The organism is Actinomadura graeca, from assembly GCF_019175365.1.
GTDB classification, from domain to species: Bacteria; Actinomycetota; Actinomycetes; order Streptosporangiales; family Streptosporangiaceae; genus Spirillospora; species Spirillospora graeca.
Genome location: NZ_CP059572.1, coordinates 6,911,785 through 6,927,543, shown reverse-complemented (window position 1 = coordinate 6,927,543; position 15,759 = coordinate 6,911,785). Strand labels below are relative to the sequence as shown.

The window sequence follows — 15,759 nt, the reverse complement described above, 5'->3', positions numbered from 1 at the left end:
CGGCGTCGCCTTCGCCGACCCCAGTAACCCCAGTGCGCGGCTCAGCCCAACAACTCTTCAGCAGACTGGACCGCAGCGACCCGCAAGAGCCAGCCGGTCAGAACATCCTGATCCTCGCAGGCCAGAATCCTCCGCCGCACCTCGTCCGATACCGACAATCCCCGCCCAGCGAGAACCGTCAACACCGCCTCCGCTTCACCCTCGATCTTGCCTATGGCCTGGTTACGGAGGGCGAAGTCGCTCTTAAAGACATGGCCCTCGGCGCTCACGGCACTTCGTCGAACAGTTCCTCAGCGAACTCGACCACAGCGACCCGCAAGAGCCAGCCGGTCAAGACATCCTGGTCCTCGCAGGCCAGGATCCTCCGCCGCGCCTCGTCCGATACCGACAATCCCCGCCCGGCGAGAACCGTCAACACCGCCTCCGCTTCACCTTCAATCTTGCCCTCGATCTTGCCTTCGATCTTGCCCTCGATCTTGCCTATGGCCTGGTTGCGGAGGGCGAAGTCGCTCTTGAACTTGTAGTCGGCGGTACCTGTGGTCACTAGCTCCTCCAGGACTTTCCGGGCGGCTTGTGGGAGCACGCCGAGCACCATGTCAGTGTACAGCGTGGCGTTCTCGTGCCCTGTGTTCTCGATGGTCGCCAGGGCGGCGTGGGTGATCTCCAGAGATTCCTCTGTATGCGGGCTGACGTTGGTCAGGGACGCGACGATGGTCAGTTCCGGCATCTGGGCGGCCTGGGCCGTGGACGTGACGAGGGGGCCGGTGCCCGGGCCGATGACGAGAGGCGTCAGGGTGAAGCCGGGGTGGCCGATGACGACGGGTTCGCGGGCCCAGTCGGCGACGCGGCGGGCGGGGCAGAAGACGAGGAGGTAGCTCGGGCAGCCGGATCTCGCGTGGAGGGCCGTCAGGTAGACGGGCCAGCTGCGGCATTTCCTCCGGTCGACGGCCCGCTGTGTCTCGGCGACGACACTGATCTTCGGCTTGGAGCAACCCCGTTCGCGGATCTCGACGACGTTGTCGGCGCGGTAGGCGGCCGGGGTGATCTGGGTGAAGTCCTCCGAGACCGTCCGGACGACGAGGTCGTCGGGGACCTCGATGTCGAAGGCCGTGCGGAGTAACTGCGCGAGGACCTCGGGGTGGTCGCGGACGATCTGGATCGGCGACTCGTGTTCGACGGTGACCATGCGCAGAACGCTACGTTGCGACCGGCATTGGATACCGGCACTATTGAATGACCCTGCGTGTGTTCTACATCACGTTCCGTGACGGAGATTTTGCCAGCGGGTGGTGAGGTCCCGTTCGGCGTCGGGGGTCAGGTCGCCCCAGAGGCGGAGCCGGGCGATGCCGCCGTCGGGGTGGATGTCCAGGCGGACGCTCGTGACCTCGGGGGACGTGAGGCGGAAGCGGTGGCGGGCGTCCGGCTGGAGGCGGACGCGGGTGAGGAGCGGTGTGGCCTTGCCCTGCTCGTCGATGCCGGTGAGGGTGAAGGCGCCGGGGGCGTTGAACTTCAGGTGGGTGGTGTCGACCTCGACGAGGCGGATGGTGCCGGGGGCGGCGAGGGCGATCAGCGCCCAGTCGTCGGGGCCCTCGCGGCGGCGGGCGGTCTCCCAGCCCTCGGCCTGGTTGCGGGCCAGGCCCGGGAACAGCATGTTGTCGGGGGACGAGTAGAACATGTTGGAGCATTCGGTGACGCGGGCGCCGTTCTCCAGGGCGGCCAGGTCGACGGTGAGGCCGGTGAGGTGGGCGGGGTCCGGGACGACCTCGCCGTGGACGCGCAGGCGGGCGATGCCGCCGTCCGGGAACATGTTCAGCCGGACGTGGGTGACCAGGCGGCCGGTGTCGACGGGGAAGGCGTGGGCGGCGTCGCCCTTGAGGGGGGACCTCGGGACGATCTCGGTCCAGTCGGCGGCGGCGAGCTCGTCCGGGGACGGGTGGCCGTCCACGGCGCACGCCTCCACGGACGCGTGGGAGGGGTAGTTGCCCTCGAACCACGCGGTGTCGATGACGACGCCGTGGACGACGCCGGGCAGGCCGAGGCGGATCAGGGTCCAGTCGTGGCCGCCGTCGCGGCGGCGGGCGGTCTCCCAGCCGTCGTACTCCTGGCCCTTGGGCCCGAACGTCTTGGGCCGGAACTCCGGGGTCCAGGGGTTGAGGAGGTTCTCCTTGGCCGCGAAGGACTCGTCGCTGGCCGCGATGACGGACCCTCCGAGGGTCCGGACGGCGAGGTCCGGGAGCGTCGTGAAGCCGGTCAAGGTGTCTCCGTTCGGCTGAGCAGTCGTCCGGCGGGCGTGTCGCCGGTGGGGGTGCCGCGCAGCCAGGTGGCCGTGACGGCGCCCGTGAGGGTGCGGCCCTCGTACGGGGTGACGGGGTGGCGGTGGTGGAGGGACGACGGGTCGACGGTGAACGTCGCGTCGGGGTCGAAGGCGACGAGGTCGGCGTCGCAGCCGGGGGCGATGCCGCCCTTGGGCAGGCCCACGAGGGCGGCGGGCGCCTCGGACATCCAGCGGACGACGGCGGGCAGGCCGTGGCCGCGGGCGCGGGCGGCCGTCCAGACGGCGGGCAGGCCGAGCTGGAGGGAGGAGACGCCGCCCCAGGCGGTGGCGAAGTCGCCGCGCTTGAGCTCGGGTGTGCAGGGCGAGTGGTCGGTGACGACGCAGGAGATCACGCCGGCGGCGAGGCCGAGCCAGAGCTCGTGGCGGTTCGCGGCGTCGCGGATCGGCGGGCAGCACTTGTAGGACGGCCCGCCGACCTCCTCCGCGGACAGCGTCAGGTAGTGCGGGCAGGTCTCGGCGGTGACGCGCAGGCCCGCGGCCTGGGCCTCCGCGAGGGGGATGAGGCAGTCGGCGGCGGACAGGTGCAGGATGTGCGCGCGGACGCCGGTCTCCTCCGCCAGCCGGATGACCCGCTCGACGGCGAGGCGCTCGGCGGAGGGCGGGCGGGAGGCCAGGAAGGCGGCGTATCCGCCGTCGGAGGGCGTCCCGAGGGCGGCCGGGTCCTCGGCGTGCACGATGACGAGCCCGTCGAACGAGGCGATCTCCTGGAACGCCTCGCGCATCCCCTCGTGGGTGAGGGGCGGGAACTCCGGGACGCCGGAGTCGGAGGTGAAGCACTTGAACCCGAACACGCCGGCGTCGTGGAGGGCGCGCAGGTGCGGGACGTTGCCGGGGACGGCGCCGCCCCAGAAGCCGACGTCCACGGCGCAGTTCTGCTCGGCGGCCTTGCGCTTGGCGGCGAGGGCGTCGGGGTCGACCGTCGGCGGCACCGAGTTCAGCGGCATGTCGATCAGGGTCGTGACGCCGCCGGAGGCGGCGGCGCGGGTCGCGCTGGCGAAGCCCTCCCATTCGGTGCGGCCGGGTTCGTTGATGTGGACGTGGGTGTCGACGAGGCCCGGCAGCAGGGCCGTGGTGCCGAGGCTGACCTCGGTCTTGGCGGGCAGGGGGGCGTCGTGGTCGGCGACGGCGGCGACGCGGCCGTCCCGGACGGCGACCGCGGCGGGGCGTTCGCCGTCCGGGAGGACGGTCCGCAGGGATCTGATGACCAGGTCGTGCGTCATGCGAGCGTGATGTGCTCGGGGCGGACCGGCACGCGGGTGAGCGCCCGGCCCGTGGCGTCGCGGACGGCCGCGACGACGGCGGGGGTGGACGACAGCGTGGGCGGCTCCCCGGCGCCGCGGAGGCCGTAGGGGGCCTCGGGGTCGGGGTTCTCGAGGATGTCGAGCCGCATCGGCGGCATGTCGAGGATGGTCGGGATGAGGTAGTCGGTGAAGGACGGGTTGCGGACGAGCCCGCCGGACACGACGATCTCCTCCATCAGCGCGAGGCCGAGGCCCTGCGCGGTGCCGCCGTGGATCTGGCCCTCCAGCGACAGCCGGTTGAGGATCTTGCCGACGTCCTGGACGGCGGCCAGCTCGACCACCTTGACGAGGCCGAGGTCCACATCCACGTCGACGACGGCGCGGTGGACGCAGAGGGCGAGCTGGGTGTGGCTGCGGCCCTGGCCGGTGACGGGGTCCATCCGCTCGGTGGGACGGTGATGGTATTCGCGGGTCTCCTCGATGACGGCGTCGCCGAGGACGTCCTCGATCGTGGCGAGCACCCCGCCCGACCGTGAGATGATCTTGCCGCCGGCGACGTCGAGGTCGGCGATGGCGCGGGCGGTGCCGAGGCGGCGGCGGGCGCGCGCGAACAGCTCGGCGCGGACGGCCTCGCAGGCGGCCTTGACCGCGCCGCCGGACATGTAGGACTGGCGCGAGGCGCTGGACGAGCCGGCGTCGCCGACCCGGTCGTCGGCCGGGGCGATGGTGACCTTCTGGACGCCGAGCTCGGTGCGGGCGATCTGCGCCTGGAGCGTGACGAGGCCCTGCCCGACCTCGGCGGCGGCGGTGTGGACGAGCGCGGTCGCCTCCCCGCCGATGACCTCCAGCCGGACGCGGGCGGTGGAGTAGTCGTCGAACGCCTCGGAGAAGCAGATGTTCTTGATCCCGACGCCGTAGCCGACACCGCGGACGACGCCCTCGCCGTGGGTGGTCTGGGAGACCCCGCCGGGCAGGTGGCGCAGGTCGGCCGGGTCGAGGGCCGGGGGCATCGGCATGGCCTCCAGCCGCGTCAGCATCTCGGCGAGCGGCGCGGGCGCCTCGATGATCTGCCCGGTCGCGAGCCGGGAGCCCTGCGAGACGGCGTTGCGGCGGCGGATCTCGACCGGGCCGATGCCGCAGGCGGCGCCGAGCTTGTCCATCATCGACTCGTAGGCGAAGCACGCCTGGACCGCTCCGAAGCCGCGCATCGCGCCGCAGGGCGGGTTGTTCGTGTAGACCCCGTAGGCGTCGATCCTGATGTTGGGGATCTCGTAGGGGCCGACGCCGAGCGAGGCGGCGTTGCCGGTCACGTTGATGGTGGACGAGGTGTACGCGCCACCGTCCAGGATGATCTCGACGTCGGCGTACAGCAGCCGCCCCTCGGAGGTGGCGCCGTACTCGTACCGCATCAGGGCGGGATGCCGGTGGACGTGCCCGAAGAACGACTCGTACCGGTTGTAGGACATCTTCACCGGCTTGCCGGTGCGCAGCGCGAGCATGCCCGCGTGGATCTGCATCGACAGGTCCTCGCGGCCGCCGAACGCGCCGCCGACGCCCGCGAGCGTCATGTGGACCTGGTCCTCGGCGAGGCCGAGGCACGGCGCGATCTGCCGGAGGTCGTTGTGGATCCACTGGGTGGACACGTACAGGTCGATGCCGCCGTCCTCGGACGGGATCGCCAGGCCCGCCTCGGGGCCGAGGAACGCCTGGTCCTGGATGCCGACCTCGTACTCCGACGTCACGACGACCTCGGCCGCCGCGCGCGCCGCCTCCACGTCGCCGACGACGACGGGCTGGTGGCGGGTGATGCCGCCGCGGTCCTGGACCTTCATCCCCTCGGGGTCGGCGACGACGGCGCGGGGGTCGGTGATCGGCTCCAGCACCTCGTACTCGACCGTGATCGCCTTCAGCGCGCGGCGCGCGATCTCGGGGTGGTCGGCGGCGACGAGCGCGACGGGCTCGCCCTGGTGCCGGACCTGGTCGATGGCGAGGACGGGCTGGTCCTCGGTGTGGTCGATGCCGAACATCTTGCGGCCCGGCACGTCCTCGTGGGTGAGGACGGCGCGGACGCCGGGCATCGCCACGGCCTCGCCGATGCCGATCGAGCGGATCAGCGCGCGGGGGTGGGGGCTGCGCAGCGTCGCGCCCCACAGCATCCCGTCGATCCACAGGTCGGACGCGTACGCGAACTCGCCCGCGACCTTCAGGGTGCCGTCCGGGCGCAGGGTGCTGGCGCCGACGCCGCCCAGTCCGGGCGCTTCGACGTGGCTCGGGCTCTTCACCGGGGCCGCCATCAGAGGACCTCCTCCGCGAGTGTCATGAGGCGGCGGTGCGCGGCGGCGCCGCGTCGTCCCGCCTCGTCCTGGGGGACGGTGACGAGGGCGTCGTCCCGTACGATCGTCCGGCCGCCGACGAACAGCCGCCGCAGCGGCGGGGTCTGCCCGAACGTGAGGGCGACCACCGGGTCGTCGATCGCGGCGTGGAACCCGTCGAGCCGCCACAGGGCGATGTCGGCGAGCTTGCCGGGCTCCAGGGTGCCGATCTCGGCCTCGCGGCCGAGGCAGCGGGCGCCGCCGAGCGTCGCCATCTCCAGGGCCTGCCGCGCGGTCAGCGCGTCCGGGCCGTAGCGGGCGCGCTGCATGTAGATCGCCTGCCGCATCTCCCCGGCGAGGGGGACGAGCTCGGCGGACGCGGGGCCGTCCACGCCCAGCCCGACCGGCGCGCCCGCCTCCAGCAGGTGCGCGACGCGGGCGATGCCGGAGCCGAGGCGGGCGTTGGAGCTCGGGCAGTGCGCGGTGCCCGTGCCGGTCTCGGCGAGGCGCTTGACGTCGGCGTCGTGCAGGTGGACGCAGTGCGCGAGCCAGACGTCGGGGCCGAGCCAGCCGATCGAGTCCATGTACTCGGCCGGCGTCATGCCGAACTGCTCGGAGGTGTGCTCCTCCTCGTCGAGGGTCTCGGCGAGGTGGGTGTGCAGCCGGACGCCCCTGGCGCGTGCCAGTTCCGCCGACCGGGTCAGCAGGTCGCGGCTGACGGAGAACGGGGAGCAGGGCGCGACGGCGACGCGCAGCAGGGAGCCGGGCGAGGGGTCGTGGTACAGGTCGATGGCGGCGGCGGTCTCGTCGAGGATCGTGTCGAGGTCCTCGACGACCTCGTCGGGCGGGAGCCCCCCGTCGGACCGGCCCCGGTCCATCGAGCCCCGGCAGGGGTGGAAGCGCACGCCGAGCTCGGCGGCCGCCTCGATCTCGGCGGCGAACAGGTCGCCGCGCCCCTTGGGGAAGATGTAGTGGTGGTCGGTGCTGGTGGTGCAGCCGGACTTGGCGAGCCACGCCAGGCCGGCGGTCGCCGCGCCCCCGGCGATCTCCGCGTCCATCTTCGACCAGGGCTTGTAGAGCGTGGTCAGCCACTCGAACAGCGTGCCGCCGGTCGCGATGCCCTGGCTCGCCCACTGGTAGAGGTGGTGATGGGTGTTGACGAGGCCGGGCGTGGCGAGGCAGCCGCGCCCGTTGATCCGCTCGACCCTCCCGGCGGTCGGGGCCGGCCCCGGGCCGACGGCCGTGATCCGGTTGCCGTCGATGACGATGTGCCCGGTGGGATGCTCGTCACCGGACACGGTGACGATGTGGGCGTTCTCGATGACGACCGTCATGTGCGGGCCGCCTTCCGGCGCGCCGCGAGGCGCACCGCGTCCAGGATCTTCTCGTAGCCGGTGCAGCGGCACAGGTTCCCGGCGAGGGCCTCGCGGATCTCGGCGTCGGACGGCGCGGCGTTCCGCTCGATCAGGTCGTGCGCCTGGACGATCAGTCCCGGCGTGCAGAACCCGCACTGGACGGCGCCGGACTCGACGAACGCCTCCTGGACGGGGTCGAGCCGCTCCTCGCCGGACGGCCCCTCGGCGAGGCCCTCCACGGTGCGGACCTCACGGCCCTCGGCCTGGCCCGCGGCGACCAGGCACGCGCAGGCGGGGACGCCGTCCAGGTAGACGGTGCAGGAGCCGCACTCGCCCTGCTCGCAGGCGTTCTTGGAGCCGGGGAGCCCCATCCGCTCGCGCAGCATGTACAGCAGGCTCTCGCCCTCCCACACGTCGTCGACGGTCTCCTTGGACCCGTTGACGGTGACGTTGACGCGCATCAGGATGCCTCCTCGCCCGGAATGCGGGCTCTGTAGTCGTTCCAGGCCCAGGTCAGGGTGCGGCGCGCCATCACCGACAGGGCGTGCCTGCGGTAGTCGGCGGTCCCCCGGACGTCGTCGATCGGCGCGGCGGCCTCCTTGACCAGCTCGCCGAACCGCTTGGACAGCGACACCGCCAGCGGGCCGCGGCCGTCCCAGTCCAGCTCGCCGGAGAGGAACTCCTCGGCGGCGGTGGCGCGGCGCGGCGTCGGGGCGGCCGAGCCGACGCCGGTGCCCACGCGGCGCTCGGCCGGGTGCAGGGCGAGCGCGAACGAGCACACCGCGATGACCATCGCGTTCCGTGTGCCGATCTTGGAGAAGTACTGCGGGCCGGCGGCTGGAGCGCTCCAGAACGCGCGGATCAGCTCGTCGGGCTCCAGCGCGTTGCGCTTCACGCCCAGGTAGAAGTCGGTCACGGGGATCATCCGGACGCCGCGGGCTGCGGACTCGACCTCGATCACCGCGTCCCCCGCCAGCAGCGCGGGGTGCGTGTCCCCGGCGGGCGAGGCCGCGCCGAGGTTGCCGCCGACCGTGCCGCGGTTGCGGATCTGCGGCGAGCCGACCGTCCGGGACGCCTGCGCGAGGCCGGGCAGCCGGTCCCCCAGCTCGGCGATCAGCCGGGTGTACGGGACGCCGGCGCCGACCCGCAGCCGTCCGTCCGCCTGCTCCCACTCCGCCAGCTCGCGGACCCGGTTCAGGTCCAGCAGCGCACCGGGGCGGTGCACATCGAAGTTGATCTCGACCATGACGTCGGTGCCGCCCTGGACGGGCAGCGCCTCGGGCCGCTCCGCCTTGACGGCGAGCGCGTCCGCCCAGGTCATCGGTCGCAGAAAGTCCATGATTCGGGTATACCTCCTCTGTTCCGGGCGGATCAGTGCCAGTGCGGCGGGACGGGCGGGGCGTCGTCGGTGAGCACGGAGCCCTCGATGAGCCCGTACGGACGGTCCGCGGCGAAGTAGACCTCGTTGTCGTTGTCCATGCCGAACGGCTCGAGATCGACCAGGAAGTGGTGCTTGTTGGGCATCGACATCCGCACCTCGCAGAGGCCGGGCTGGCCGTCCAGGACGCGGCGCCCCATCTCGTAGAGGGTCTGCTGGAGCGACAGGCTGTGCGTCTCGGCGAACCCGGCGAGCAGGCCCGCGCGGGCGGCGCGGTAGGACTCGCCCCAGGACGCGGCGGTGCCCCGGTGCCGCCACCACGCGGTCACGGCGGTGGCCAGGATCCGGTCGTCGGTGGGCGCGAGCGTCGTGTACTCGTCCTCGGCGAAGCCGTGGAACTCGCTGCCGGTCGAGTTGAGCAGGACCAGGTCCGTCAGGCCCGACACGACCGACTCGGGGCCGTCCGATCCGTCGCTGCGCACGAGCGCGGTGCGGATCTCGCCGCCGTCGCGGATGAAGGAGTGCGGGCCGGAGATCCGGTCCCAGGTGTACTCGCGGATCTCCACCCGCGCGTGGTGGATCGTCGGCTGGGAGTCCACGAAGTGCCGGGCGAGCAGGAGCCCGAAGTCCTCGATCTCCCCGATCCCGTACTTCTTCGCGAACGCGAACACCGTGTTCTTCTGCGTGTCGGTCGTCAGCACGGCGGCGTTGTCGCCGGTCAGGTGCACCTCGTCCATGGCGCCGGAGAGGGAGACGCTCACGTTGAGATCCTTGATCCGGTGGACGACGCCGTCCCTTTCGACCCGGACGACGCGGATCTCGGCCTTTCCGTAGCGGTTGGGCCCGAGCACGATGGCCATGGCGGGATCTAGCTCCCTCGGTAGGTGGAGTAGGCGAACGGGCTGAGCAGCAGCGGGACGTGCAGGTGCCGCGACGGGTCGTCGATGGTGAACGCGACCGTGACCTCGGGGTAGAAGTCGGACAGCCCGGCGGTGTCGAAGGTCAGCCGGTGCACCCCGGCGCCGGGGGTGACGCCCCAGTCCCGGATCCGGCCGTCCGCGTCGGTGCGGGCCTCGGCGAGCGTGGTCCAGCGGCCGTCGGGTCCCCGGTGGTCCAGCCGGACCGCCACCCCGGCGGCGGGCAGGCCCCGCGCCGCGTCCAGCACGTGCGTCGACAGGCTCATGCGGACCTCCCGTCCCCCTCGGTCCCTTCCCCGTCGAGCAGCCTGCCCAGGCGCAGCTCGACGATCTTGGCAAGCTCTTGGCGGACGACCGCCCGCTCGGTCCCGGGGTCGTTGCGCAGGCGGGCCCGGAGCGCGGCGAGCATCTCCTCCCCGCCGAGGCCGGTGGCGCAGATGAGGAAGACGTGGCCGAAGCGCTCCTCGTAGGCCCGGTTGCCCGCCGCGAGCGCGTCGCGCAGGCCGTCGGCGGCACCGTCCACGCCGGACTGCTCGGCCCGGGACCAGGCGGCCTCGCGGTCCTGGCCGCCGACCCGGTCGCCGATGCGGGGGTGCGCGGCGAGCGCCTCCTCGATCCCGGCCCAGTCCTGGGCGGCGAGGGCCGCCGCCGACGCCGCCCGCAGCGCGGCGGGGTCGGCGTAGGGGCGTCCCGCGATCACCGCGTCGGCCCAGCGGCGGGCCGTGCAGCAGGTGAGCAGCTCGGCGCGGGCGGCCTCTGCGTCCAGTGAGTTCATCGACGTCAGCCATTCCGTCGTCACTGGCACTTCCCTTGTCTCACCGTCACCCGCTGCACTGCTGTAGTACACACAGGGAGCGGGATCGGCGTCGAGGGACAGGAGATCCGAACTGTGAGCGGTCTTCCCGGCGCGTCTTCGTACGATGCTCCAGTTAACTTGAGTCCATGAAGCTGCGCGCGCTGCTCACCCTGCCGGATTCGCGGCTGGAGCTCGTCACCGGACGGGACGGGCTGGACCGTCCGGTGCGGTGGGTCGTCACCACCGACCTGCCGCAGCCCGGCCGGTACCTGCGCGGCGGGGAGCTGGTGCTGTCGGGGCTGATGTGGCGGTCCGGGCCCGCCGACTCCGAGGCGTTCGTCGAGGAGCTGGCCAAGGCGGGCGTCTCCGCCCTCGCGGGCGGCCTGGCCAGGGGCGCCCTGCCGGACGATCTCGTGGCGGCGTGCAGGCGGCACCGGATGCCGCTGTTCTCGGTGCCCGAGGACGTGGCGTTCGCGACCGTCACCGAGGAGGTCGTCCGGCACCTGTCGGGGGCCCGCGACCTGACCGCGGTCCTCGACCGGCACCGGCGGCTCGTCGCGGGCGCGGGCGAGGGCGCGGGCCTCGGCGCCGTCCTGGACCTGGTGACGCGCGACGTCGGCCTGCGCTGCTGGGTGCTGACCCCCACCGGGCGGGTGGTCGCCGGCCCGGAGCCCCCGCCAGCGGGCGGAGAGCTGGCGCACGCGTTCCTCACCGCGCCGCGGCTGCCGCACCCGCACGACGGTGTGACGATCTTCCCGGTCGCCGCCGAGACGGTGCCCAGGGCGGCGGACTGGTTCCTCGCCTTCGAGGGCGACGCGCGGGACTGGCCCCCCGAGCACCGCGCCCTGGCGGCCGAGCTGGCGGCGATCGTCGCGCTGGAGCGTGCCCGGCTGGACGACCGGCTGAGCGTCGAGGGGCGCCTCGCGCAGGAGCTGGTCCGGCTGGTCGTCTCGGCGGCGGGGGCCGGGGAGATCGCCTCGCGGCTGGCGCTGGCCGGGCTGGACGCCGGGGCGTCGTTCACCGCGGTCGCCGCGTCCGGCCGGCCGCCGCTGCGCCCGGCCGAGGTGCGCGCGGTGCTCGGCGAGGCCATCCCCGTCCCGCGCCCGGTGGTGGGGCTGCTGGAGGAGGAGGTCATCGCCCTCGTCCCCGTACCCGAGACCGAGAAGGACGTGGCGGACCGGATCCAGGCGGCCCTGGCGGCGCTGGCCCCCGGGTTCACGGACGGCGGCCTCGCGGTGGGGGTCAGCGACGTCGTCGCGGCGGGCGAGCTGCGGGGCGCGGTCGAGGAGGCGCGGTTCGCGCGGCGGCTGGCGGCCCAGCGCGCCGACCCGGTGTGCGTGGTGCGCCACGACGAGCTGGCGACGCACGTACTGCTGCTGGCCAGCGTCCCCGACGACGTCCGGGACATGTTCCGGGTCCGGCTGCTGGACCCGCTGCGCACCTACGACGAGGTCCACAACGCCGACCTGGTCCGGACGCTGGAGACGTTCCTCCAGAACTCGGGGTCGTGGACGCGCTGCGCCGAGCGGCTCCACCTGCACGTGAACTCCGTCCGCTACCGGATCCAGCGGATCGAGGAGCTCACGGGCCGTGATCTGTCCCGCCTTGAGGACCGGGTCGACTTCTTCCTGGCCCTGCGTCTCGGCTGACCCCGGCGTCCCCGCCGGTCCGCGCGTCCCCGCCGATCCAGGCGCGGTACGCGGCGGCGAGGGCGGTCCGCCGATCGGGCGCGGTCAGGACGTCCACGTTGTCGGACCACTGCTCCACCGAGCCCGCGCCCGGAGGCAGCGCGGCGACCTCCGGGTCGCGGACCCCGGCGAGCAGGCCGGCCGAGAGCCCCTCGTCCACGGTCCGGTACGGCCGGTCCCAGAAGGGAATCACCGCGGGATCGGGGACGGGCAGCCCGCGCCGCCGTTGCAGGCGGGACAGCGTCAGGACGGCCTCGGCCAGCGCCTGCTCGCGGTCCTGCCAGCGGGGCTCCGCGACGGCCGCGGCGAGCGGCCCTTCCAGCGCGCCCGCGATGTCCAGGCGGGCGAACGCCGTCCCGCGCCACTTCGCGTACGGCGCCCATTCGCGGGAGAGCGCGAACGCCAGGCGGCACAGATCTTCGGCGAGGCGGGCGCCGAGGATCCGGGAGCCGGTCCCGTCGCCGCGCGCGGCGGTGCGCCCGGCCACCGGCATCCACTGCGACACCCGCCGCCACCAGGCCGCGAGGACGTACCGCTCGACGTCGGGCGGGTAGCGGCGCAGCGTCGCGCGGACGGGCGCCAGCGTCGCCGTCGTGTCCTCGAACACCGGCCCGGCGGTCACCTCCAGGACGGACTGGCCGGTGAGGCACAGCCAGTCCACGGCCGACAGGGCGCGCGTCGGGTCCAGGCCGAGGCGGCTCCGGCAGAACCCCGCGACGGTCGCGACCTCTACGTTGTGGGTGTCCGAGGCGTCCCAGGTCACCGGGAACCGGACCGGGTACCCCCGGTAGTGCCCGGGCAGGCCGCGTTCGAGAAGGCGTCCCACCACGGGCACCGCGCCGGGGTCGTCGACCAGCAGCGTCAGGCGGCAGCCCCAGTCGTGGTCGCGGCTCATCACGTCGTCGAACCCGAGCACGTCGGACCCGGAGCCGAGCCGAGCCGCGGCGTACCGGAGCCGGGGCATCGCCTCGGCCAGGAGCGGCCGGACGACGTCGGCGTGGAAGGCCCCGGCGAGGGCGGCGCCGCGTAGGTGGTCGTCCACGCCGCCACCCCATCAGAGGACGCCGGGGCCGGGCGAGCGGTTTTATCCGGCCGCGGCGGCGCCGGAGGTGTGCTGGAGGATCGCGGGGACGATCACGTCCCATGCCGCGCGGGGCAGCCCATGGCCCATCCCGGGGACGGTGACCAGGCGCGCGCCGGGGATCTCCGCGGCGAGGGCGCGTCCGTTGCCCAGGGGGAAGAACGGGTCGTCCTCCCCGTGGACGACCAGGGTGGGCGCGGTGATGCCGCCGAGCCGCTCGCGCCAGCGATCACCGCTGTCGAGCTCGGCGAAACCGGCCGCCATCTGGTCCGCGCGGTGGGCCGCGCCGGGGTCGCCGTCCGGGGACGCCGGGTCCGGGAGCACGGTGCGGCCGGCGATCCGCTCGGCGCGCTCGCGCGCCTCGGCCTCGTCGAACGCCGGGCCCGCGAGGTGGCGCGCGTTCTCGACCATGAACGCGACGACGGACGCCCGGTCGGACCAGTCGACGGGCGGCGGGGCCATGAAGTGCGCCATCACCTCCGGGGCGTGCTCGGGGAGGTCGGGGTCGGCCGGGCCGGGCGCGGTCGGCCGGGCCGCGACCAGCGTGAGGGTCGTGACCCGGCCGGGGTGGTCGAGCGCGAGGAGCTGGGCGATCCAGCCGCCCACGCCGAAGCCCGCGACGTGCGCCCGGGGCAGGCCGAGCGCGTCCAGCAGGGCGGCCGCGTCGGCGACCAGGTCCCGCAGGGTGTGGCGGGGGGCGCCCTCGCCGGCGCCGGTGGACCGCCCGGTGCCGCGCAGGTCGTAGCGGACGACGAACCGGCGCAACGCGCTCAGCCGCGCGCACAGGCCGCCGGGCCAGGTGAGCATGGTGTTGCCGATGAGGAGGAGCGGAGGGTCGGCCGGATCACCGAACGTCTCGGCGCACAGCTCCACCCCGTCGGCCTTCATGAGGGTCTCCATGCCGATGTGGACCAGGGCCGCGCCCGGAACTCATCGGCTCACGCCTGCGGGCGGGCCGCGATGGCGTCCAGTGCCTCGGTGATCGTCGCCTCCACGGCGTCCTTGCCGAGGCCGAGGCCGGACAGCGTCCCGGTGCCGTCCTCGAACTCCAGCAGGGCGAGCAGGATGTGCTCGGTCCCGACGTAGTTGTGGCCGAGGCGCAGCGCCTCGCGGAAGGTCAGCTCCAGGACCTTCTTCGCGTCCTGGTCGAAGGGGATCAGCTCGGGGACCTGGCCGGCCGCCGGGGGCAGCACGGCGGCGGCGGCCTCGCGGACGGCGTCGAGCGCCACCCCCTGCGCGACGACCGCCCTGGCCGCGAGCGCCTCCGGCTCGCCGAGCAGGCCGAGGACCAGGTGCGCGGGGACGATCTGGTCGTTGCCCGCCGCGCGGGCCTCGTTCTGCGACCCGATCGTGACGTTCCGGGCGCGCTGGGTGAACCGGGAGAACCCCTGGGACGGGTCGAGGTCCGCCGGATGCGCCTTGGGGACGAACCGCTTCTGGGCGGCCTGCTTGGTGACCCCCATGCTCTTGCCGATGTCGGTCCAGGACGCGCCGGAGCGCCGTGCCTGGTCGACGAAGTGGCCGATGAGATGGTCGGCCACCTCGCCGAGGTGGTCCGCGGCGATCACCGCGCTGGTGAGCTGGTCGAGGGCGTCGGAGTGCACCTTCTTGATGGCGTCGATCAGTTCGTCGAGGCGGACCTGGCCGGTCGCCTGGAGGGGATCCGTCATGCGTCAACGATAGGTTGACGCTCCCCGAGTCGTCAACCTCAGGTTGACGACCAGCCGGCGGCCCCGGCGAAGCTCGTCTCATGCGGGGCATAGCCGAGGACCGCGCGCGCGGCGCCGATGTCGAGGGTCCGCTCGACCGCGAGGTGCCCGACGGCGTACCGGGTCAGGCGCGGGGGCCGTGGACGCCGCGCCAGCAGGAACGCGCCCTCCACGGCCGTGGCCAGGGGCATGGCGAGGCGGGCGGGGGCGTAGACGGGCCTGGCGCGGACGCCGCGCTCGCGCAGGAGCGCCCGGAGCGCGTCGTCGACCGTGACCGGCGAGGCGTCCGCGACGTTGAAGACGCCCGAGGCGACCGGCCCGGTCGCCGCCAGCACGCACGCCTGGACGAGGTTCGCGATCGAGGTGAGGCTGACGCGCTGCCGGCCGGTGCCCACGGCGGGCAGGACCGGGCCGCGCACCGCGGACAGGACGCGCGGGAGCAGCGTGGTGTCGCCCGGCCCGTAGACGGCGTGGGGCCGCAGCACGATCGCCCCCCGGGCCAGGGCCGCGCGCTCGGCGGCCGCCTTCGACGCGCCGTAGGCGTTGAGGTAGCGGGCGACGGGCGCCTCGTCCTCGGTGACCATGACGCCGGGCCGGAACGGGTCGTAGACGCTGGCCGTGCTGACATGGACGAAACGGGCGCCGGGGAAGGTCACCAGCGCGTTGCGGGTCCCGGTGAGGTTCCCGGCGAACACCTCCGCGGCCGGGCCCCAGTCGGTGACGCTCCCCGCGCAGTGGACGACGGCGTCGACGTCGGGGGGATCTTCGAGCGGGCCGAGGGTCAGGTCCCATGTGCGGTACCGGGCGCCGCCCAGGTGCTCCCCCGGCACGTTCGTCCGGCGCCCGAATCCGCAGGTGGTGACGCCCCGGCCCGCCAGCGCCCGGCACACCGCGCCGCCCACGAACCCGGACGCCCCCGTCACCGCGATCCTCACCGCGTCTCCCTC

Annotated in this window: 16 protein-coding genes; 1 reads left to right on the top strand and 15 read right to left on the bottom strand. The window is 73.7% G+C overall.

Translation table 11 applies throughout. The annotated features are described in order from the left end of the window. Positions 1-41 precede the first annotated feature (41 nt). From AGRA3207_RS30775 to uraD, 11 genes are all read right to left on the bottom strand, one after another. A complete protein-coding gene (locus AGRA3207_RS30775; RefSeq protein ID WP_231330633.1) occupies positions 42-269 on the bottom strand; it encodes a hypothetical protein in 228 nt (75 codons plus the stop codon). Beyond that, positions 266-1,186, bottom strand: coding sequence for a hypothetical protein (locus tag AGRA3207_RS30770; protein WP_231330632.1), 921 nt, complete (start codon positions 1,184-1,186; stop codon positions 266-268). Before AGRA3207_RS30770 ends, AGRA3207_RS30775 begins: the two co-directional genes overlap by 4 nt. 69 nt (positions 1,187-1,255) lie before the next feature. After that, complete coding sequence (gene alc / locus AGRA3207_RS30765) at positions 1,256-2,254, bottom strand: allantoicase (protein ID WP_231330631.1); 999 nt, start codon at positions 2,252-2,254, stop codon at positions 1,256-1,258. Further along, positions 2,251-3,555, bottom strand: a complete 1,305-nt coding sequence (gene allB / locus AGRA3207_RS30760) for an allantoinase AllB (protein WP_231330630.1) — start codon at positions 3,553-3,555, stop codon at positions 2,251-2,253. The genes alc and allB overlap by 4 nt, the downstream gene beginning before the upstream one ends. Continuing rightward, entirely contained in the window at positions 3,552-5,870 is a 2,319-nt protein-coding gene (locus tag AGRA3207_RS30755; protein ID WP_231330629.1) for a molybdopterin cofactor-binding domain-containing protein, read from the bottom strand. Before AGRA3207_RS30755 ends, allB begins: the two co-directional genes overlap by 4 nt. Further along, a complete protein-coding gene (locus AGRA3207_RS30750) occupies positions 5,870-7,222 on the bottom strand; it encodes an 8-oxoguanine deaminase (RefSeq protein WP_231330628.1) in 1,353 nt (450 codons plus the stop codon). The genes AGRA3207_RS30755 and AGRA3207_RS30750 overlap by 1 nt, the downstream gene beginning before the upstream one ends. Next, positions 7,219-7,704 (bottom strand): (2Fe-2S)-binding protein, encoded by a 486-nt coding sequence (locus AGRA3207_RS30745; RefSeq protein ID WP_231330627.1) that lies wholly within the window; start codon positions 7,702-7,704, stop codon positions 7,219-7,221. The genes AGRA3207_RS30750 and AGRA3207_RS30745 overlap by 4 nt, the downstream gene beginning before the upstream one ends. Further along, positions 7,704-8,582, bottom strand: a complete 879-nt coding sequence (locus tag AGRA3207_RS30740) for an FAD binding domain-containing protein (RefSeq protein ID WP_231330626.1) — start codon at positions 8,580-8,582, stop codon at positions 7,704-7,706. Before AGRA3207_RS30740 ends, AGRA3207_RS30745 begins: the two co-directional genes overlap by 1 nt. A gap of 32 nt (positions 8,583-8,614) precedes the next feature. Continuing rightward, on the bottom strand, positions 8,615-9,481 hold the full coding sequence (gene pucL / locus AGRA3207_RS30735; protein ID WP_231330625.1) for a factor-independent urate hydroxylase: 867 nt from the start codon (positions 9,479-9,481) through the stop codon (positions 8,615-8,617). An 8-nt stretch (positions 9,482-9,489) separates the two neighbouring features. After that, positions 9,490-9,804 carry a hydroxyisourate hydrolase gene (gene uraH / locus AGRA3207_RS30730; RefSeq protein ID WP_231330624.1) on the bottom strand — a complete coding sequence of 105 codons (315 nt, stop codon included), beginning with the start codon at positions 9,802-9,804 and terminating at the stop codon, positions 9,490-9,492. Beyond that, complete coding sequence (uraD, locus tag AGRA3207_RS30725; RefSeq protein WP_231330623.1) at positions 9,801-10,337, bottom strand: 2-oxo-4-hydroxy-4-carboxy-5-ureidoimidazoline decarboxylase; 537 nt, start codon at positions 10,335-10,337, stop codon at positions 9,801-9,803. The genes uraH and uraD overlap by 4 nt, the downstream gene beginning before the upstream one ends. A 143-nt stretch (positions 10,338-10,480) precedes the next feature. Between uraD and AGRA3207_RS30720 the strand changes: the two genes are divergently transcribed. Next, positions 10,481-11,983: a PucR family transcriptional regulator gene (locus AGRA3207_RS30720; RefSeq protein WP_231330622.1), complete on the top strand. Its 1,503-nt coding sequence runs from the start codon at positions 10,481-10,483 to the stop codon at positions 11,981-11,983. Here the strand turns inward: AGRA3207_RS30720 and AGRA3207_RS30715 are convergent. From AGRA3207_RS30715 to AGRA3207_RS30700, 4 genes are read right to left on the bottom strand one after another with little or no spacing between them, the layout of a single operon-like run. Then, on the bottom strand, positions 11,916-13,064 hold the full coding sequence (locus AGRA3207_RS30715) for a DUF4037 domain-containing protein (protein WP_231330621.1): 1,149 nt from the start codon (positions 13,062-13,064) through the stop codon (positions 11,916-11,918). The genes AGRA3207_RS30720 and AGRA3207_RS30715 overlap by 68 nt on opposite strands. 42 nt (positions 13,065-13,106) lie before the next feature. Further along, positions 13,107-13,991, bottom strand: a complete 885-nt coding sequence (locus AGRA3207_RS30710) for an alpha/beta fold hydrolase (protein WP_231330620.1) — start codon at positions 13,989-13,991, stop codon at positions 13,107-13,109. 50 nt (positions 13,992-14,041) lie between these two features. Then, positions 14,042-14,773, bottom strand: a complete 732-nt coding sequence (locus AGRA3207_RS30705; RefSeq protein ID WP_231330619.1) for a Clp protease N-terminal domain-containing protein — start codon at positions 14,771-14,773, stop codon at positions 14,042-14,044. A 38-nt stretch (positions 14,774-14,811) separates the two neighbouring features. Continuing rightward, positions 14,812-15,747, bottom strand: coding sequence for an NAD-dependent epimerase/dehydratase family protein (locus AGRA3207_RS30700; RefSeq protein ID WP_231330618.1), 936 nt, complete (start codon positions 15,745-15,747; stop codon positions 14,812-14,814). Positions 15,748-15,759 lie beyond the last annotated feature (12 nt).